Annotated in this window: 17 protein-coding genes and 1 pseudogene; 11 read left to right on the top strand and 7 right to left on the bottom strand. The window is 71.2% G+C overall.

What is annotated here, in order from left to right:
* The first annotated feature begins 371 nt into the window (after positions 1-371).
* The 4 genes from dnaB (at position 372) to EKH77_RS16150 (ending at position 5,486) form a co-directional block, all read left to right on the top strand.
* Positions 372-1,829: a replicative DNA helicase gene (gene dnaB / locus EKH77_RS16135; RefSeq protein ID WP_126918093.1), complete on the top strand. Its 1,458-nt coding sequence runs from the start codon at positions 372-374 to the stop codon at positions 1,827-1,829.
* Between the two features lie 56 nt (positions 1,830-1,885).
* Positions 1,886-3,295, top strand: a complete 1,410-nt coding sequence (locus tag EKH77_RS16140; protein WP_126915061.1) for a serine hydrolase domain-containing protein — start codon at positions 1,886-1,888, stop codon at positions 3,293-3,295.
* Between the two features lie 92 nt (positions 3,296-3,387).
* The gene (locus tag EKH77_RS16145) at positions 3,388-4,515 is read left to right on the top strand and encodes a pyridoxal-phosphate-dependent aminotransferase family protein (RefSeq protein WP_126915062.1); all 1,128 of its coding nucleotides are present in this window, start codon (positions 3,388-3,390) and stop codon (positions 4,513-4,515) included.
* A 221-nt stretch (positions 4,516-4,736) separates the two neighbouring features.
* Positions 4,737-5,486 carry a TetR/AcrR family transcriptional regulator gene (locus tag EKH77_RS16150; protein ID WP_126915063.1) on the top strand — a complete coding sequence of 250 codons (750 nt, stop codon included), beginning with the start codon at positions 4,737-4,739 and terminating at the stop codon, positions 5,484-5,486.
* Between the two features lie 98 nt (positions 5,487-5,584).
* Here EKH77_RS16150 and EKH77_RS16155 read toward each other — a convergent pair whose 3' ends face one another.
* Positions 5,585-6,049, bottom strand: coding sequence for a MarR family winged helix-turn-helix transcriptional regulator (locus EKH77_RS16155; RefSeq protein ID WP_126915064.1), 465 nt, complete (start codon positions 6,047-6,049; stop codon positions 5,585-5,587).
* 211 nt (positions 6,050-6,260) lie between these two features.
* Here EKH77_RS16155 and EKH77_RS16160 point away from each other — a divergent pair, with 211 nt between their 5' ends.
* The 3 genes from EKH77_RS16160 to EKH77_RS16170 all read left to right on the top strand — a co-directional run bounded on the left by EKH77_RS16160 (position 6,261) and on the right by EKH77_RS16170 (position 9,991).
* Positions 6,261-7,517 carry an MFS transporter gene (locus EKH77_RS16160; RefSeq protein WP_126915065.1) on the top strand — a complete coding sequence of 419 codons (1,257 nt, stop codon included), beginning with the start codon at positions 6,261-6,263 and terminating at the stop codon, positions 7,515-7,517.
* 38 nt (positions 7,518-7,555) lie between these two features.
* Complete coding sequence (locus EKH77_RS16165) at positions 7,556-8,188, top strand: HAD family hydrolase (RefSeq protein WP_126915066.1); 633 nt, start codon at positions 7,556-7,558, stop codon at positions 8,186-8,188.
* A 633-nt stretch (positions 8,189-8,821) separates the two neighbouring features.
* Positions 8,822-9,991, top strand: a complete 1,170-nt coding sequence (locus EKH77_RS16170) for a globin domain-containing protein (protein ID WP_397613779.1) — start codon at positions 8,822-8,824, stop codon at positions 9,989-9,991.
* 6 nt (positions 9,992-9,997) lie between these two features.
* Here EKH77_RS16170 and EKH77_RS16175 read toward each other — a convergent pair whose 3' ends face one another.
* From EKH77_RS16175 to EKH77_RS16185, 3 genes are all read right to left on the bottom strand, one after another.
* Positions 9,998-10,495 carry an NUDIX hydrolase gene (locus EKH77_RS16175; protein WP_126915068.1) on the bottom strand — a complete coding sequence of 166 codons (498 nt, stop codon included), beginning with the start codon at positions 10,493-10,495 and terminating at the stop codon, positions 9,998-10,000.
* Between the two features lie 41 nt (positions 10,496-10,536).
* Positions 10,537-11,433, bottom strand: a complete 897-nt coding sequence (locus tag EKH77_RS16180; protein ID WP_126915069.1) for a LysR family transcriptional regulator — start codon at positions 11,431-11,433, stop codon at positions 10,537-10,539.
* 241 nt (positions 11,434-11,674) lie between these two features.
* On the bottom strand, positions 11,675-12,055 hold the full coding sequence (locus EKH77_RS16185; protein ID WP_126915070.1) for a phage holin family protein: 381 nt from the start codon (positions 12,053-12,055) through the stop codon (positions 11,675-11,677).
* Positions 12,056-12,148: 93 nt separating this feature from the next.
* On the opposite strand from EKH77_RS16185, the gene EKH77_RS16190 reads away from it, so the two are divergent.
* From EKH77_RS16190 to EKH77_RS16200, 3 genes are all read left to right on the top strand, one after another.
* Positions 12,149-12,466: a cupin domain-containing protein gene (locus tag EKH77_RS16190; RefSeq protein WP_126915071.1), complete on the top strand. Its 318-nt coding sequence runs from the start codon at positions 12,149-12,151 to the stop codon at positions 12,464-12,466.
* Between the two features lie 218 nt (positions 12,467-12,684).
* Positions 12,685-12,903 (top strand): DUF5326 family protein, encoded by a 219-nt coding sequence (locus EKH77_RS16195; RefSeq protein WP_126915072.1) that lies wholly within the window; start codon positions 12,685-12,687, stop codon positions 12,901-12,903.
* Between the two features lie 427 nt (positions 12,904-13,330).
* Positions 13,331-13,777: an SsgA family sporulation/cell division regulator gene (locus EKH77_RS16200; RefSeq protein WP_126915073.1), complete on the top strand. Its 447-nt coding sequence runs from the start codon at positions 13,331-13,333 to the stop codon at positions 13,775-13,777.
* 296 nt (positions 13,778-14,073) lie between these two features.
* On the opposite strand, the pseudogene EKH77_RS16205 reads toward EKH77_RS16200, so the two are convergent.
* The 3 genes and pseudogenes from EKH77_RS16205 to EKH77_RS16215 form a co-directional block, all read right to left on the bottom strand.
* Positions 14,074-15,513: pseudogene (locus EKH77_RS16205) on the bottom strand (SPFH domain-containing protein); the annotation flags it as partial.
* 103 nt (positions 15,514-15,616) lie between these two features.
* Positions 15,617-15,817 carry a hypothetical protein gene (locus EKH77_RS16210; RefSeq protein ID WP_126915075.1) on the bottom strand — a complete coding sequence of 67 codons (201 nt, stop codon included), beginning with the start codon at positions 15,815-15,817 and terminating at the stop codon, positions 15,617-15,619.
* A 23-nt stretch (positions 15,818-15,840) separates the two neighbouring features.
* Positions 15,841-17,196, bottom strand: coding sequence for a YibE/F family protein (locus EKH77_RS16215; RefSeq protein ID WP_126915076.1), 1,356 nt, complete (start codon positions 17,194-17,196; stop codon positions 15,841-15,843).
* Positions 17,197-17,389: 193 nt separating this feature from the next.
* On the opposite strand from EKH77_RS16215, the gene thiC reads away from it, so the two are divergent.
* Positions 17,390-19,162 (top strand): phosphomethylpyrimidine synthase ThiC, encoded by a 1,773-nt coding sequence (gene thiC, locus EKH77_RS16220; protein WP_126915077.1) that lies wholly within the window; start codon positions 17,390-17,392, stop codon positions 19,160-19,162.
* The last annotated feature ends 29 nt before the right edge of the window (positions 19,163-19,191 follow it).

Below are 19,191 nucleotides of genomic sequence, written 5' to 3' on the forward strand. Positions count from 1 at the left end.
CAGGTCAGGGCCTTGTGGTGGAGGTGATTGTGTGTTTGTCCACAGTGCTTTCCCCCGGCCCGTGCACAGGTTACGGGGACTTCTCCACAGGCTTGGGCCGCTCATCCACATGCCCTGTGGATAACCAGATTGGCTGACGGTGCCCGGGGCCCTACCGTGGACCGGCGCCCGCCATCTGTCCACCGCTCCCGTCATCGCTTCGCGGACCTCACGGGTCCGTCGCGATCCCCTCGCGAATCCACCGCGAACTCGACGCGCAAGAACCGGAGTCGGGCGTCCTATTTGTCAGAGCCGTGCCGTAAGAAGGAGTGGCACGGCGAGGTCCGCTCGGCGGACGGGAGGAGGTGGCCCGGGTGAGCATTCCCGAGCCCATGGACGACGGCCCGTGGGGCGACGGCGGCCCCGGTGACCGGCTTCCCTTCCCCCGCTCCCGGCGCGGTGACGGCAAGGGCCGCGGCGAGCAGCACGACCGGGGGGACGAGGGCTCCTGGGAGCGGAGCAGCGGCTTCGAGCGCGTGCCCCCGCAGGATCTCGACGCGGAGCAGTCCGTCCTCGGCGGCATGCTGCTGTCGAAGGACGCCATCGCCGATGTGGTCGAGGTCCTCAAGGGCCAGGACTTCTACCGTCCGGCCCACGAGACGGTCTACCAGGCCATTCTCGACCTGTACGCCAAGGGCGAGCCGGCCGACCCCATCACCGTCGCCGCCGAGCTCACCAAGCGCGGTGAGATCACCAAGGTCGGCGGCGCGGCGTATCTGCACACCCTGGTGCAGTCGGTGCCGACCGCGGCCAACGCCGAGTACTACGCCGAGATCGTCCACGAGCGCGCGGTCCTGCGCCGCCTGGTCGAGGCCGGTACGCGCATCACGCAGATGGGATACGCGGCCGACGGCGATGTCGACGACATCGTCAACAAGGCCCAGGCCGAGGTCTACGCCGTCACCGAGCAGCGCACCAGCGAGGACTACCTCCCGCTCGGCGACATCATGGAGGGCGCGCTCGACGAGATCGAGGCGATCGGCTCCCGCAGCGGCGAGATGACCGGTGTCCCCACGGGCTTCACCGATCTCGACGCCCTGACGAACGGCCTCCACCCCGGCCAGATGATCGTCATCGCGGCCCGTCCCGCCATGGGTAAGTCGACCCTCGCGCTTGACTTCGCCCGCGCCTGTTCGATCAAGCACAACATGCCGAGCGTGATCTTCTCGCTCGAAATGGGCCGCAACGAGATCGCGATGCGTCTGCTGTCCGCCGAGGCCCGCGTCGCCCTCCACCACATGCGCTCCGGTTCCATGACGGACGACGACTGGACCCGGCTCGCCCGCCGGATGCCCGACGTCTCCGCCGCCCCGCTCTTCATCGACGACTCGCCGAACCTGTCGATGATGGAGATCCGCGCCAAGTGCCGCCGGCTGAAGCAGCGCGCCGACCTCAAGCTCGTGATCATCGACTATCTCCAGCTGATGCAGTCCGGTGGCTCCAAGCGCGCCGAGAGCCGCCAGCAGGAGGTCTCGGACATGTCCCGTAACCTCAAGCTGCTGGCCAAGGAGCTGGAGCTCCCGGTCATCGCGCTCTCCCAGCTGAACCGTGGCCCCGAGCAGCGTACGGACAAGAAGCCGATGGTCTCCGACCTGCGAGAGTCCGGCTCCATCGAGCAGGACGCCGACATGGTCATCCTGCTCCACCGCGAGGACGCCTACGAGAAGGAGTCGCCCCGCGCGGGCGAGGCGGACATCATCGTCGGCAAGCACCGTAACGGCCCCACCGCCACGATCACCGTGGCCTTCCAGGGCCACTACTCCCGTTTCGTCGACATGGCGCAGACCTGATCGGAAGGCGGAAGCCTTTCGGCGTCCGGGGAGAAGGCCTGGCTAGGGTGCGGGACATGACTGTCTCGTGCGAAGTGCCCAAGCAAGAACTTCCGGACGCCGCCCCCCTCGACGAGCTCCTTCCGGCCACCCGGCGCGCGCTGCTGCACCGGCTCGCCACCGGCCAGGCCGAGGGTCGCGCGCCCTCGCTGGTGGGCGCGGTGACGCGGAACGGGCGCATGGTGTGGTCCGCCGGGCGGGGCGACGTGGCCGGGGAGACCCCCGGTGCCGAGACGCAGTACCGGATCGGCTCGATCACCAAGTCACTCGTCGCCGTCCTCGTCATGCGGCTGCGCGACGAGGGGCTGATCGACCTCGACGAGCCGCTCGGGACGTATCTCGACACGCCCGAGGGCGGCCGGGCGACCATCGCCCAACTGCTGTCGCACACCTCGGGACTGGCGGCGGAGGCGCGCGGCCCCTGGTGGGAGCGTACGGACGGCGCTCTGCGCCCCGAGCTCGCGGACATCTTCGGCGAGCGCCCCCAGCGCCATCCCGCAGGGCGCCTCCACCACTACTCCAACCCCGGATACGCGCTGCTCGGCGCGCTGGTGGAGCGGCTGCGCGGTGAGCACTGGTACGAGGTGCTGCGCCGGGAGGTGCTGCTGCCGCTGGGCATGCCGCGTACGACCCTCGGCCCCGAGGCGCCGTACGCCGAGGGCCGGGCCGTGCACCCCTGGGCGGACGTGCTGCTCCCGGAACCCGCGGTGGACACCGGGCACATGGCGGCCGCCGGCCAGCTCTGGTCCACGGCCGCCGACCTGTGCCGCTTCGCGGAGTTCCTGCTGAACGGCGACGACCGGGTGCTCAAGGCGAGCACGGTGGCGGAGATGCGGACGCCGCGGACCGAGCCCCAGGGGCCGGACTGGACGGGCGCCTACGGCCTGGGCCTCCAGCTGACGCGCCACGACGGACGGGTCCTGTGCGGGCACACGGGCAGCATGCCGGGCTTCGTGGCGTCGCTGTGGGCCGACCCCGCCGAGGGCGTCGCGGCCGTGGCGCTGAGCAACCTCACCTCGTTCTTCGGCCTGGTCCCCGTCGTCACGGACCTCGTGCGCACGGTCGTGGAGCACGAACCCCGGATCCCGGAGCCCTGGCGTCCGCTCGACGGCGTGGAGCCGGCCCTGCTGGAGCTGACCGGGCCCTGGTACTGGGGCGCCACCCCGTTCGTCCTGCGCCTGGACGCCGACCGGGCGCTGCGCCTGGGACCGGTGGGCAACGGCGGGCGCGCCGCGCGCTTCCGCGCCGAGGAGGACGGCACCTGGACGGGGCTCGACGGCTACTACGCGGGGGAGACCCTGCGGGCCGTGCGCCGCGAGGACGGCACGGCGAGCCATCTCGACCTCGGCACCTTCGTCTTCACCCGTGAGCCCTACGAGCCCGGGGGCGCGGTGCCGGGCGGCGTCGACACGGGTGGTTGGCGATAGTCGGATTGTCGGCATGGCCGGGGGTGCGGACGTAGAGTCGGCGGGAGATTGGCGGGCGCCGCGACGCGGCGCGACATCCCCTGGAAGGCACCGTGACCGCGAACACCGCACCGGACCTGCTCGACTTCGCGCCTCTCGGCGCGGGCCACTTCGCTCGGATCGAGGACAAGGTCGCGGCGCTGATGCGCACGCGCGAGACCGTCGTCACCATGCAGGGCGAGGCACTGCTCCCGCTGGAGGCGTGCATCCGCTCGGCCGTGCGGCCCGGCAGCACCGCGCTGAACATCATCACCGGCCCGTACGGCGAGACCTTCGGCGGCTGGCTGCGCTCCTGCGGCGCCGAAGTGGTGACCGTGAGCGCGCCGTTCAGCGGGGCGGTCAGCGCCGAGCAGGTGGCCGAGGCGCTGCGCGCGAACCCCGGCATCGACTTCGTCAGCCTGGTGCACGCCGAGGCGGCGACCGGCAACACCAACCCCGTCGCCGAGATCGCCGCGGTCGTCCGTGAGCACGGCGCCCTGCTGATGCTGGACGCCGTCGCCTCCATCGCCGCCGAGCCGCTGCTCACCGACGAGTGGGGCATCGACCTGTGCGTCATCGGCGGCCAGAAGGCCATGGCGGGCCCGGCGGGAGTCTCCGTCGTCTCCGTGAGCGCCCGCGCCTGGGAGCGCATCGCCGCCAACGAGCAGGCGCCGCGCCGCTCCTATCTCTCCCTGCTGGACTGGAAGGAGCGCTGGATCGACGGCGGCCGTGCCGCCCTCCCGCACGCGCCGGCCCAGCTGGAGATGCTCGCGCTGGAGCAGGCCGCCGACCGTATCGCCGGGGACGGCCTGGACGGCGTGATCGCCCGCCACCGCGCCGCGTCCGCCGCCACGCGCGCGGGCGTACGGGCGCTGGGCGCCCTCGCGCCCTACGTCGTTCGCGACGAGGACGCGGCGCCCGCCGCCACCACGCTGCGCGCGCCCGACGGCGTCGACGCCCGCGACATCGTGGCGGCCGCCCTGGCGGCCGACGCGTCCGTGCCCGTCCAGGCGGCCGGGGGCACGCTGGCGACGGAGATGATCCGGGTCAACCACTACGGCCTCGACGCGGACCGGGAGGTCGTACTCGACTCGCTGGCCGCGCTCGCCGCGGGGCTGCGCGCCCTGGGCGTCCCGGTCGCGGACGAGGACGGTGCCCTGGCGGCCGCGGGCAAGGCCTGGGACGCGGTGATCTCCGGCTGACCGCGTGGCGCGGCCGTGCCGGGCCGCGCCACCGCATCGAGCCGCCGTCGGCGCTTCACGCGCCGGCGGCGGCTTTTTGCTTTCCGGGCTTCCGGGCTTTCGCGCTTCTGCTTCATGTTGGTTTTTGTCCCGGTATGGCGCTGTGGGCCCTCGCTCATTCGCACGGATAGAATCGGAACCCCAGTCCCGTTTCCCTCCCAGCCCTCCGGAGACCCAGCCGCATGGCTCAGCGCAGGACCCCGACGACCGCTTCGCCGGTCTCTCAGCCGCTGCGTTCGGACGCCCGTCGCAACCGCGCGCTGGTCCTCCAGGCCGCCCGATCGGCCTTCGAGGAGCAGGGGTTGGCGGTGCCGCTGGGTGAGATCGCGCGCCGGGCCGGGGTGGGAGCGGGTACTGTCTACCGCCATTTCCCGTCCAAGGAAGCCCTGTTCAGGGCCACGGTCGTGGACCGGGTGCGACTCTTCACCGATACGGCACGGGAGTTGGCGCACGCGGACGACCCCGGGCGGGTGTTCTATCGCTATCTGGCGGCTGTGGTGCGGTTGTCCGTGCGGAACAAGGGCCTGTGCGACGCGCTGGAGGGCAGTTTCGAGCCGTCCCCCGGGGTCGAGGCGGACTTCCGGGACGCTCTCGCCGTCCTGCTGGAGCGGGCCCAACAGGCGGGCGCGGTAAGGAAGGACGTGTCCGTCGGTGATGTGACGGCCCTGCTCATGGGGTGTCTGTCGATGGAGCAGCGGCGGGGGCCGGGGACGGCGCCGGGCAGGATGACCGCGCTGGCGTGCGACAGCCTCCGACCGGGGCGGCATGTGACGAAACTCCCCGCGAATCCCGCCCCGAACCGTAACGAAACCCGGTGTGCCGTATGCGGTGGGCCGGTGGCCGCCGCTCGTACGGGCCGGCCCGCCCGGTACTGCGCCGCGGCCTGCCGGCAGAAGGCGCACCGGGAGCGGGCCCGCGCACGCGAGATGTGACCGCTCCGGCCCCTGAGTGCGACCGGCCCGGCGGCTGACAGGGGCCGGGCGGCTCGGGCCGGTGTTACCTCGGTCCGATGGTTACCTCGGGCCGGTGGTCACGAGGCGGCGGGGGCGAGGGACTCCACCGCGGCGACCAGCGGGGCGAGCTCGGTCCGGTTCGCGGCCTCGTCCAGCGCCTCGCGCAGGGCCGCGTCATTGGTGGGGCGAGCCTCTTCGAGGAGGGCGCGGCCGGCGTCCGTGACGTCGGTGTAGATGCCGCGCCGGTCGGTGAGGCAGAGGTAGCGCGTCAGCAGGCCGCGGTCCTCGAGGCGGGTGACCAGGCGCGTCGTCGCGGACTGGCTGAGGACGACCGCGTCCGCCACCTCGTTCATCCGCAGGTGGCCGCCCTCGCCGTTGTGCTGGCGGTTGAGGACGTCGAGCACGGAGAACTCGCGCACGCTCAGCTCGTGGTGGTTCTGGAGGGCGCGCTCTATGTGCGCCTCGATCCGGCTGTGCAGCGCCGAGAGGGCGCACCAGCCCTGCGCCAGGCCGGCCAGGGCGGGATCCAGGGTGCGGGACATGGGTGAGCCCTCCTTCGGGGACGTCCGGGTGTGCCGTCCGAGCGCGCCGTCCGCACATGGCCGTGCGGTCACCACCAGCGTATCTCCCTCCTGCAATAGCCCGCGCTTGCAAGTAAATGCGTCTGCAATTATTGTGGAGGCCGGTAGAAGTCGGCCACAACCACCTGGCCGGAAGGTCTCCCCTGCCTCGATCCCGCACGAAGGACCCCCCATGCCCCTCGCCCTGCTGGCGCTCGCCATCGGCGCCTTCGGAATCGGCACCACCGAATTCGTCACCTCGGGACTGCTGCCCGACATCGCCGCGGACTTCGGGGTCTCGATCCCGACCGCCGGCCTCCTGACCACCGGCTACGCCCTCGGTGTCGTCGTCGGCGCCCCGGTCCTCGCCGTCGTCGGCGGCCGCGTCGCGCGCAAGACGATGCTGATGGCCCTGATGGGCCTGTTCGTCGCGGGGAACGTGATCTCTGCCGCCGCGCCCGTCTTCGGGGTCATGCTCGCCGGGCGCATCGTCGCCTCGCTCGCGCACGGCGCGTTCTTCGGCATCGGCGCGATCGTGGCCGCCGGGCTCGTCGCCCCGCGGAAGAAGGCGGGCGCGATAGCGATGATGTTCACCGGGCTCACCACCTCGACCGTGGTGGGCGTGCCCCTGGGCACCCTCGTCGGCCAGAACGCGGGCTGGCGGGTCACCTTCCTGATCATCGCCGGGCTGGGCGTGCTCGCCGTCCTGGGCATCGCGGCCCTCGTGCCCCACCAGCCGCGCCCCGAGCGGACCAGGCTCAGCGGAGAAACGGCCGCCTTCCGCAACCCCCAGGTGCTGCTCGCCATGGCGATGACCGTCCTCGGCTTCGGCGGCGTCTTCACCATGAGCACCTACCTGGCCCCGCTGGTCACCGACGTCGCCGGTTACGCGCCCTCGTCCGTCACCTGGCTGCTCGTCCTCTTCGGCCTCGGCATGCTGGTGGGCAACCTGATAGGCGGCAAGTACGCGGACCGCGCGCTGATGCCCATGCTCTTCACCGCCCTCGGCGGGCTCGCGGTCCTGCTCGCCCTGCTGCCCCTCGCCGCCCACGACAAGATCGCGACCGCGGTCGTCATCCCGCTCATCGGCGCCTTCGGCTTCGCCACCGTGCCGCCGCTCCAGAAGCGCGTCCTGGACCAGACCGCCGACGCCCCCACGCTCGCCTCCGCCGTCAACATCGGCGCCTTCAACCTGGGCAACGCGATGGCCGCCTGGCTCGGTGGCCTCGTGATATCCGCCGGATTCGGCTACACCGGGCCCAACTGGGTCGGCGCCGGGATGGCCGCCGCCGCGCTGCTCCTCGCCCTGCTCTCCGCGTCGCTGGAGCGGCGCGAGGGCCGGGACGGGCGGCTCGTGGCCTCGGGGACGAAGCCGGTGTCCTCCGACACGGAGGATGCGGCGGACGTGGCGGCTGCGGCGGACGCGGAGCGCGTGACGGCCGGCCGCTGACGCCCGAGCCCGGTCTCGAACGCCTAGGCTCGGTGGTCATGACCAGACTGCACCTGTTCGACCTGGACGGAACGCTCATCCACGGCTCGGCCGCGGCTGTCGAGATATCCCGGCAGCTGGGCCTGGAGAAGGAGATCGGCGAGCTGGAGAGGGCCTTCGCCGTGGGGGAGCTGCTGCCGTCCCGGTTCGCCCAACTGGCCGTGGAGCTCTGGGCCGAGCTGACGGAAGCGCAGGTCACGGCCGCCTTCGAGGGAGCGCCCTGGCTGGTCGGTATCCGGGAGGTGTGGGCCGCCATCCGGGCCGGCGGCGAGCGCTGCGCGGTGATCTCCCTGTCGCCGGGCTTCTTCGTCGAACGCCTGCTGGACTGGGGCGCCGACGCGGCCCACGGCTCGCGCTGGCCCGCCGTGCCGTTCCGCGACCCGGTGGACCCGGCGGGGATCCTCGACGCCTCGGCGAAGGTGCGGATCGCCGACGAGCTCTGCGAGCGGTACGGGCTGGGCCGCGCCGACTGCGTGGCCTACGGGGACTCGATGTCGGACGCCCGGCTCTTCGCCGCGGTGCCGGTATCGGTCGCGGTCAACGCCGATCACCACGTGCGGGACATCGCCTCGTACGCGTACGACGGCCTCGACCTCCGCGAGGCGTACGCGCTGGCCGGCGGCAGCCTCTAGCCGCCACGGGCCGTGAGCCGGAAGGGCGGGCGCGCGGTCGGCCCGCACCGCACCGGATCGGAACAGCCTAGCCTCAACCGACTCGCCGGCACCCGGAGTTCAGGGAAGACACCCGGAATCGGGGACCCGGGGTGCCATGCTGCGTGGACGGGAACAGCGACTCATCAGCAGCGCGGGGAATCGCGGAAACCTTCCCGCCCTCTTCGGCGGAAGCGCGCGGCCCGGCCGGGAAACGCTCGAGGCGAGGCAACCATGAACGCTCCGACCACCCCGCCGACCCATGGCGGCGCGTCCGGACCGGGAGGCGAGAGGAACCGGTTCACCCCGGCCGGGGCACCATGGACGGCGGAGGCGGAGGAGTTACCGGCGCCGGACGGGCCGGGTGGGTTACCGGTCACGGGGGAGGGGCTCGCGGGGGCGTCCGGCGCGGTCCGTCCCCGGACCCCGGTGCAGGAGCACCATTCACCCCTGGGCGACCGCTGGCAGCCGCTGGCGTACCGCACGCACGCGCGTGAACACGAACGCCCCGCGGAAGAGCCCCCCACGAGCCGCCCGGCTCCACCCCTCCCTCCGGCTCCTCCCCGCGCCCCTGCCTTACCTCCGGCTCCTGCTGCTCCGCCCGCTCCCCCCACGTTGCCCGGGAGCGGGAAGGCCCCCTCGCCCGGCGGCTCACCGTCCTCCGACGCCCTGCTGATCCGCCGGACGCTGGCCGAGATCGAGCCTGTCGCCGACAAGGTCACCTCGTACTTCTACGCCCTGCTCTTCGTCCGCCGGCCGGAGCTGCGTGCCCTCTTCCCCGCCGCCATGAACATCCAGCGCGACCGGCTGTTCAAGGCGCTGCTCACCGCCGCCCGCCACGCCGACGACACCGCGATCCTCACCGCCTACCTCTCCCAACTGGGCCGGGGGCACCGGAAGTACGGCACCGCCCCCACCCACTACCCCGCCGTCGGGGAGTGCCTGATCGACGCGCTCGCCCGCCACGCCTCCCGGACCTGGAACGACGCCACGCAGGCCGCGTGGGTGCGGGTCTACACCGCCATCTCCCAGATCATGATCGACGCGGCCGCCGAGGCCGAGCGGAGCTCGCCGCCCTGGTGGCAGGCCGAGATCGTCGGCCATGAGCCGCGCACGCCGGACGTCGCCATCGTGACCGTACGGCCCGACCAGCCCTATCCCTTTCTCGCCGGCCAGTACGCGAGCGTGGAGACGCCCTGGTGGCCGCGCGTGTGGCGGCACTACTCCTTCTCCTGCGCCCCGCGCGAGGACGGCCTGCTCTCCTTCCACATCAAGGCCGTGCCGGCCGGCTGGGTCTCGGGTGCCCTGGTCCACCGCGCCCGCCCGGGCGACGTCATCCGGCTCGGCCCCCCGGCCGGCTCGATGACCGTCGACCACGGCAGCGACAGCGGACTGCTGTGCCTGGGCGGCGGCACCGGCATCGCTCCGATCAAGGCACTGGTCGAGGACGTCGTCCGGCATGGGCGCAGTCGCCCCGTCGAGGTCTTCTACGGCGCCCGTCATGATGACGATCTCTACGACATCGACACCATGCTGCGACTGCAGAAGTCGCACCGCTGGCTCTCCGTGCGTCCAGTGATCTCCGACGGACCCACGCTCGGCCTGAGCGGGCAACTGCCACAGGTCGTCCGCAAGTACGGCCCGTGGAACGCCTACGACGCCTATCTCTCCGGGCCGCCCGGGATGGTCCGCAGCGGGGTGGACACGCTGGTCGGCATAGGGATCCCGGCGCACCGGATCCGTCACGACTCGATCGACGAGCTGATGGCCTCGGCGGCGGGCTGAGGAGCGTCAGGCCAGGTCCGGCGCGAGGAGGGCCCGTACGCCCTCGATGTTCGCGCGCAGGAAGACCCGGAGAGACGGCGGCACGACCTCCACCGAGTCGATGCCCGCCCGGGTGAAGGGCACGCGCACCACCTCGTACGTCCCGCACGGTTCGTCGATCTCGGGGCCGTGCCGTCGCGACAGGTCCATCGAGGCCAGTCGGCAGACGAAGAAGTGCTGCACCTTCACGCCGTGAGCGGCGTGGTGGAGGGAGTGGGAGACGGTGTCGACGAAGGCCGGGACCACATCGACGACCTTCGCGCCGAGTTCCTCGTCCACCTCGCGGTGGAGGGCGGCGACGACGGTGCTGTCCTCGGGCTCGACCCCGCCGCCGGGGGTGATCCAGTACGGTGCCTCGCCGGGCTTGGTGCGTTTGATCAGGACGAGCCGGAGCGTCTCGGAGCCGGGTTCGCCGTCGAGCAGGATGGCACGGGCGGTGCGTTTGACCACAGGCCGTTCGGTCATAGGGGACATCTGCCGCGCACGCCCCGGGGTGAAACCCCTTCTCACCAGGAAACGGCAGCGCGCAGCAGCCACTCGTGCGCCCGCGCGAGGTGGGGATGCGCCAGCGTGCCGGCCCTGACGACCAGGAAATAGGTGCGCAGCGGTGGCACCGGCGGATCCAGGAGCGCCACGACCTCGCCGGTGTCCAGGGCCTCTCCGCACAGATAGCGCGGCAGTACGCCGATGCCCGCTCCGGCGGCGACGCAGGAGAGCACCGCGCGCAGGTCGGGGACGATGACGGTGCCGGCGGCCAGGGGCTTGGAGTCGAAGACGGCCGACCAGTAGCGGGAGACGAAGGGCAGGCTCTCGTGGACCTCGACCACGGGCAGGTGCTCCAGGGCCTGGAGGCCCTTGTCGCGGACGACGGCCGGGCCGCCGAGCCGGGCCGCCCAGCGCGGGGCGGCGACGAGGACGTGCTCCTCGTCGCAGAGCGGTGTGGCGGCCAGCAGCCGGCCGCGCGGCCGGGAGGTGGCGATGGCGAGGTCGTGGTGGCCGTCGGACAGGCCCTCGAAGAGTTCCTCGGCCATGCCGTGGGCGGCGCGTACGGTCAGTCCCCGGCTGATCAGGGGGACGAGCGCGGGCAGGGCGCGCAGGGCGGTGAACTCGGGAGGGCCGGCCAGGTGGAGGGTGCGGCCGGCCCCCTGGTCGTCCAGGTCGGCCCCGGCGATCTCCAGCAGCGCGTCGACATGCGGGGCGATCTTGTGGGCGAGTTCGTCGCCGATGACGGTGGGGCGGACGCCGCGTGCCTGTCGGAGGAAGAGCGGTCGGCCCAGCTGGCGTTCCAGTGTCCGGATCTGGCTGGTGACGGCGGGCTGGGAGAGGCCGAGGAGCGCTGCCGCCCGGGTGAAGGAGCCGGCCCTGTGCACCATGACGAATGTGCGCAAAAGGGCCAGATCCATGTCGTCTCCCTATGGTGCCGCCACCGATCGTGAAGGAACTATAAATAAGTCGATAGGGCTGTGCCGCTAGGGTGATTGGACACTGACGCAGAGTCAACTAGCCTGGGTCGCGCGGTTCTTCGCGCGTGGAGCCGTGGCGGCTCGAGCCAAGAGGGGGGAGGCTCGAGCCGTCCTCCTGTCGTGGCCCCGACGGGTCGGCCGAGGCGCCGGCGCGGGGCCCGGCGCCGTCGGACCCCGCGGTTCAGTCGTTCTCGTCCGGCAGGATGACGTGCATCGCCCAGGCCACGATCGAGATGATCACGCCGCCGACCAGCGCGGACCAGAAGCCGGCCACATGGAAGGCCAGGTCCAGTCTGTCCGCCAGCCAGGAGGTCAGCAGCAGCATCAGGGCGTTGATCACCAGGGTGATCAGGCCCAGGGTCAGGATGAACAGCGGGAACGACAGCAGCTTCACGACCGGCTTGACGATGAAGTTGACCGCGCCGAAGACGAGCGCGACGAGGAAGAGCGTGACCACCTTGCGAGCGGTGTTCTCGCCGGACAGCGTGATGCCCTTGAGCAGCCAGATGGCCACCGCCAGGGCCGCCGCGTTGGCGATCGTCTTGACTACGAAATTCTTCATGGTGAGATCGTTGCAGACGGGCGCGGCCGACGGGGATGCGCGCGAGGACCACGACCGGCCCGGCCGGGCCGAGCGGCGAGGAGTGGACGGCGGATGAAGGCGTTCCGGCTGGACGAGCTGGAGCAGGAGCGCGTCGCGAACGACGGCGCGTATTTGCAGTTCCTGCGGGAGCGGAACATGTCCGTGGGGCTGTACGCGCTGGACGCCGGCGCCTCCGACCCCCAGGGGCCGCACGCCCAGGACGAGGTCTATGTGGTGGTGAGCGGCCGGGCGTCGATCACGGTGGGCACGGAGACCACCACCGTCGGGCGCGGCAGCGTGGTGTACGTACCGGCCGGGACGCCCCACAAGTTCCACCACATCAGCGAGGATCTCCGGGTCCTCGTCGTCTTCTCTCCACCGGAGAGCTGACCTCCGCCCCGGAATCCCGTAGGGGGCCGTTCAGGGGTCTACGGGGGCTGTCGGGCCCCCGTAGGGCCGCTCCCCGGGCCTAGCATCGAGAACAGGCCGGGGTATTCCGCTCCGGACGGCCGGTGAATCACGGCGGGGCATTCATTCCCGCCCGCGCGGCGGCCATGACGTGACAAGAGCGTGTGAATCCACGCGTGATGCGGAGATCGGGAGTCGAGATGGCTGAGAAGGGGATATTCGCGGGACTGCCCTGGTGGGTGACCTGGGTCGCGGTGCCGGTTCTCGTGCTGGTGGTGTTCGGCAGCCTGCTCATGAGCCTGCTCGGCTTTGTCATCAGCCTGCTCTTCAAGGCGCTGCTGCTGGTCGCGCTGGTCGCCGGCCTGATCTTCGTCGTCAAGAAGTTCACGTCGTCCTCCTCGTCGAAGAGCGACTGGTAGGAGTCGGCCGTCCCGGGCGAGGGGGACGCCCGGGCAGCGCCCACAGGGCAGGCGGCGTCGCCCACGCCACCGTCCGGTGCCCGCTGGTCAACTCAACGAAGCGGAAGGCGAGGAGTTATCTCTCCCGTCAACATTCCTCCGTCAACGTGAACGCCGGGGGCACCGCCCCTACGGTAATCCGTGCGCCCTCGGGCCACTTTGGCCAGTTCTCGGCCGGTCCGTGGTGGCAAATCCCCTGTTACGACTCCACGCAGTAGTCGAGTCGCTACGCTCCAGAGTCGGAGAGCTCGTATGCTCACCCTCGGTCTCCATGAGTAACTGGAAAATCACTCCTTGTGATCCACCAGGCGTTCTTGTCAGACTATGGCGTCATTGGGGCCATCAGGCTTCAATCCCTGCCAAACCGACGAAGACGGGGCATTGGGCGATGCGCGACACAGTTCAGGCAGAAGTGGTCATGACCTTCCTCGTCTCCGAGGAGCTGTCCTTCCGGATCCCGGTGGAGCTGGGCTACGACAGCAGCGACCCGTACGCGGTGAAGTTCACCTTCCACCTCCCCGGCGACGCGCCCGTGACATGGGCCTTCGCCAGGGAGCTGCTCCTCGACGGGCTGAGCCAGCCCTCCGGCGAGGGCGATGTGCACATCGCCCCCGCCTCCTCCCAGCACCTGTCGGACGTGTTCATCCGGCTGCAAGTGGGCGGCGAAGGCGCCCTGTTCCGGGCCGGGGCGGCGCCGCTGGTGGCCTTCCTCGACCGCACCGACCGCGTCGCCCCGCTCGGCGAGGAGCACACGGTCGCCGACTTCGACTACGAACTCGCCGCGGCGCTCGACAGCATCCTCGCCGGCAACCCCGAGGGTCAGAACGCGGGTTAGCCGGCCTCGGGAGCCGGTGCGCCGCCGCCCGTCACGGGCGTACCGCCGTCCTCCTCGATCGGCACCCGCTCGGCGCGCGGTGCCGCCCCCCGACCCTGCGGGGCGAACGCCGGGACCCGCGCCCGCGGCCCCGTGCCGCCGTCCGCCGCCGCGTCCGCGGTCACGCCGACCGTACCGCCGTGCGCGTCCGGACCAGCGACCGTCACCCCGACAGCTCCACCGACAGCCCCACCGGCGCCACCCGCACCACCGGACGTTCCGGCGCCGCCGACCAGGCCACCGTTCCCCACCGTGCCCCTGCCCGTGCCGGTGCCCGCGCTCGTGCCCGAGCCGGCTCCGTCGGTCGTGCCCATGGCCGCGAGCAGCTGCCGGGCGAGCCCCAGACCCGTACCTCCCATCGTCAGCGCCTTCGCGAACAGGTCGGACATGCCGTCCGCCCCGTTCAGCAGCACCATGTGATCCACGTTTCCGAACGCCTGAGCGCCCGCCTGGACGATCTCGGGCCACTTCTCGGCGAGTTGCTGCGCGACCACCGCGTCCTGGTTCTCCGCGAGGGCCGCCGCCCGGGCCTTGAGGGCCTCGGCGTCGGCGAGCCCCTGGGCCCTGGCCGCTTCGGCCGCCGCCAGACCCTTGGCCTGCGCGGCGGCGGCCTCGGCCTCACCGGTGGCACGGGTCGCCGCGGCGGCGGCGTCACCGCGCGTCCTGGTGGCCTCCGCCTCGGCCCCCGCCGCCGCCTTCACGCGCGTCGCCTCGGCCGCCGCGGCGAGCTCCGTCTCCTTGGCCTGGGCCTCGGCCGCCGAGATCCGGGCATCGCGCTCGGCCTCCGCGAGCGTCCGCTTCTCGTACGCCGACGCGTCCGCGGGCTTGCGCACATCGGCCTGGAGCTGCTGCTCCCGGCGCATGGCGTCCAGCTCCGCGACCCGTGTCTCCTGGACGACGACCTCCTGGCGCGCGGCGGCCTCCGCCAGCGGGCCCGCCTGTCGCGCCTTCGCGGCAGCGCTGTCCCGCTCGGCCTGATAGCCGGCCTGGAGGATCTCGCTGTCGCGCTGGGCCTCCGACATCCGCGCGGCGGCCTGCTGCTCCGCCTCGGTGGCCAGCCGGTCCGCCTCCGCCTGGGCGATCCGGGCGTCCCGCCGCACGGCGGCGGCGTGCGGCGCCGAGAGGTTCTGGATGTAGCCCGTGGGGTCCTGGATCTCATGGATCTGGAGGGAGTCGATGATCAGGCCCAGCTTCTCCATCTCCGTGCCCGAGGCGGCCCGGGTCTCACCCGTCAGCCGCTCCCGGTCGCGGATCATGTCCTCCACGGTCAACCCGCCGACGATCGAGCGCAGATGGCCCGCGAAGACGTTGTGCACCCGCTCGGGCATATGTTTCTGCTGGTCGAGGAAGCGGCGGGCGGCGTTGGCGATCGAGACGAAGTCATCACCCACCTTGAAGATCACCACGCCGTGCACCTTCAGTGGAATGCCCTGCTTGGTGACGCAATCCACGTTGAGATCCGCCTCGTTGAGGTCGAGGGACAACTTGCGTACCGCCTGTACCCCCGGCAGCACGAACGTCCCCCGCCCCGTGACTATCCGGAATCCCAGCCCGTCCCCCAAGCCCTCCGTACGGTGCTTGGAGCCGGAGATGATCAGGGCCTCGTTGGGCTCGGCGACCCGCCACATGAGCTTGAACAGCCCGACCAGGATGATGACCGCGGCGAGGACTGCCCCCGCCACGACGCCAACGACCATGCGTCTCTCCCCCTTTACGGCCCACTGCGGGCCGTACGTTCACGAAGTGTGCGATCCGGCAGAGCCGGGTGAAGACGCTGATACCCCGCCCACGACTCCGGAATCAGGCGTAGACGGACGTCACATAGACGGTGCGCGGCGGTTGATATTCCGTGACCATCACGACCGTCCCCCGCTCGATGCGCTCGCCCGGCTCGGCGGGGTAGGCCAGGAAGGCCTCGGCGCCGCCCCGAACTCGCACGATCACCTCGCCGACCAGCCCGGGGCCGACCGTCCCCGTCACTCTGCCCAGCTCACCGACCACTGGAAGCCCCCCCCGTCTCCCCGTTACTTCGCGCGGCGGCGCCTGCCGCCCCGGGCCCTCGCCCGCCCCTTGCCTCCTCCATCATGCCGGTCGGCACTGACAACGAGCGCGGCGAGGAGGGTCGTCACCGGCACCGAGGCCACCAGGCCGATGCTGCCCACCAGCGTCCGGACGATCTCCTCCGCGACGATCTCACTGGTGGCCACCGTGCCCACGCCGCTGTCCGCGATCGAGAACAGCAGCAGCAGCGGCAGGGACGCGCCCGCGTACGCCATGACCAGCGTGTTCACGACGGAGGCGATGTGGTCCCGTCCGATGCGCATCGCGGAACCATAGAGTTTCCGCCAATTGGCCGACGGGTTGGCTTCCTTCAGCTCCCACACGGCCGAGGTCTGGGTGACCGTGACGTCGTCGAGCACACCCAGCGAGCCGATGATGATGCCGGCGAGCAGCAGGCCCCGGATCTCGATCTGCGGGTAGAGGCCGTGCACCAGTCCCGTCTGGTCGTCCGTGTTGCCCGTCAGATGGGCCCAGTCGATGAACACCGACCCGAGCAGCCCGATGACCACCAGGGACGTCAGCGTGCCCAGCACCGCCACCGAGGTGCGCGCGTTGAGCCCGTGGCACATGTACAGCGCGATCAACATGATCGCGCTGCCGCCGATCACGGCGACCAGCAGGGGATTCGAGCCCTGGAGGATCGCCGGGAGGATGAACATCGTCAGTACCCCGAAGCTGATCACCAGGGCCACCAGCGCGAAGACGCCGCGCAGCCGGCCGACGACCACGACCGCGAGCGCGAACACCCCCGCGAGCAGGGCCATCGGGAAGTCGCGGTCCACATCCGTGACCGAATAGCGCAGATTCTCCGGCGCCTTCGGCGCGTAGGCGAGGACCACCTTCTGGCTCACGTCGTAGCGGCGCGACGCGCTCGGCTGGACGATCTCGGTGAAGGTCCTGCCCTTGTCCGGGCCCTCGGTCACCTCGATGGTGGCCTTCTCGCAGGTTCCCTGCGCGGGCGCCGGGGCGGGCGAGGGTCCCTGCTGCGGCGAGCCCGGCAATCCGCCCGACTTCGGGCAGTCGAACTTCTCGATCTTCGTCACCTGCCCCGACCGCAACTGCTGGTCGAGGCCGACACCGGTGTGCTGATGCGGCGGCGCGCCGCCCGGCCAGAGGACTATCAGCCCGGCCAGCACCGCGACCGTGAAGGGGACGAGTACCGCCGCGATCACCTTGCGGAGGTGTCCCGAGACGGGCGTCGCGGGCCCGTGGCTGTGGGAATGCCCATGGGAGTGTCCGTGGGAATGTCCCGGGGAATCGTGCGATTGGGCATGCGCATGCGAGTGGGGGGCGTGGGGTGTGGGCTCGGTGGGGGTCACCGCCCGATCATCGCAAGCCCCACTGGCCCTCCGGTCGACGGAGGCGCTAGCGTGGTGCCACCTTTGCAATCGCGGGAGCTCGGAGCACCGGGCTGAGAGGGCGCTGACCTTCGTACGGGAGCACGTACGGAAGCCGCTGCGTCGACCGCCGAACCTGTTACCGGGTAATGCCGGCGTAGGGAGACACGGTCTGATGACCACGCAGGATGCACGCACGTCCGCGACCGGCCGGGAGATCGGCTGGCACAAGGACTACGTGACCGGCTCGCGGCCGGACCTCAGGGTTCCGGTGCGGCGGGTTCACCTCACCAACGGGCAGGACGTGCGGCTGTACGACACCTCCGGCCCGTACACCGACCCGGCCGTCGAGACGGACGTCCGGCGCGGTCTGCTCCCGCTGCGGGAGAACTGGATCATCGCCCGCGGCGACACCGAGGAGTACGCGGGGCGCCCCATGCGCCCGGAGGACGACGGCATCAAGCACACGTCCCCCCGAGGGGGCCTGAAGAACCTCGACGCGGTCTTCCCGGGCCGCCCCCGCCAGCCCCGCCGGGGCCGCGACGGCGCCGCGGTGACCCAGCTGGCGTACGCGCGCCGGGGCGAGATCACTTCCGAGATGGAGTACGTCGCCCTCCGCGAGAACGTCTCCCCCGAGACGGTCCGCGAGGAGATCGCGGCCGGCCGGGCCGTCCTCCCGGCGAACGTGAACCACCCGGAGATCGAGCCGATGATCATCGGTAAGAAGTTCCTGGTCAAGGTGAACGCCAACATCGGCAACTCCGCCGTCACCTCCTCCATCGAGGAGGAGGTGGAGAAGATGACCTGGGCGACCCGCTGGGGCGCCGACACGGTCATGGACCTCTCCACCGGCCGCAACATCCACACCACCCGTGAGTGGGTGCTGCGCAACTCCCCCGTGCCCATCGGCACCGTGCCGCTCTACCAGGCCCTGGAGAAGGTCGACGGCAAGGCGGAGGAGCTGACCTGGGAGATCTACAAGGACACGGTCATCGAACAGGCCGAACAGGGCGTCGACTACATGACCGTCCACGCCGGCGTTCTGCTCCGCTACGTCCCGCTGACCGCCCGCCGCAAGACCGGCATCGTCTCGCGCGGCGGCTCGATCATGGCCGCGTGGTGCCTGGCGCACCACAAGGAGTCGTTCCTCTACGAGAACTTCGAGGAGCTCTGCGAGATCCTCGCCGCGTACGACGTCACCTACTCCCTCGGTGACGGCCTGCGCCCCGGTTCGATCGCGGACGCGAACGACGAGGCCCAGTTCGCCGAGCTCAAGACCCTCGGCGAGCTCAACCGGATCGCCAAGCGGCACAACGTCCAGACCATGATCGAGGGCCCGGGCCATGTCCCGATGCACAAGATCAAGGAGAACATCGACCTCCAGCAGGACATCTGCGAGGAGGCCCCGTTCTACACGCTCGGCCCCCTGACCACGGACGTCGCGCCGGCGTACGACCACATCACCTCGGGCATCGGCGCGGCGATGATCGCCTGGTGGGGCACGGCGATGCTCTGCTACGTCACGCCCAAGGAGCACCTGGGCCTGCCGGACCGCGACGACGTCAAGACCGGTGTGATCACCTACAAGATCGCGGCACATGCGGCGGATCTGGCCAAGGGCCACCCGGGCGCCCAGGAGTGGGACGACGCGCTCTCCGACGCGCGTTTCGAATTCCGCTGGGAGGACCAGTTCAATCTGGCCCTCGACCCGGACACCGCCCGCGCCTTCCACGACGAGACGCTTCCGGCGGAGCCGGCGAAGACCGCGCACTTCTGCTCGATGTGCGGTCCGAAGTTCTGTTCGATGAAGATCTCACAAGACATTCGTCGTGAGCACGGCGGGGAGCTCGGCGGGGATGCCGTCGCGGATCCCGAGGCCGGAATGGCGCAGAAGTCCCGCGAATTCGCCGCCGCCGGCAACCGGGTGTATCTCCCGATCGCCGAGTAGCCGGCGGAGCCGGCCGCACAGGCCCTCCC

Origin of the sequence: Streptomyces luteoverticillatus (assembly GCF_003970715.1) — a bacterium.
In the GTDB taxonomy this organism is placed as follows: domain Bacteria; phylum Actinomycetota; class Actinomycetes; order Streptomycetales; family Streptomycetaceae; genus Streptomyces; species Streptomyces abikoensis.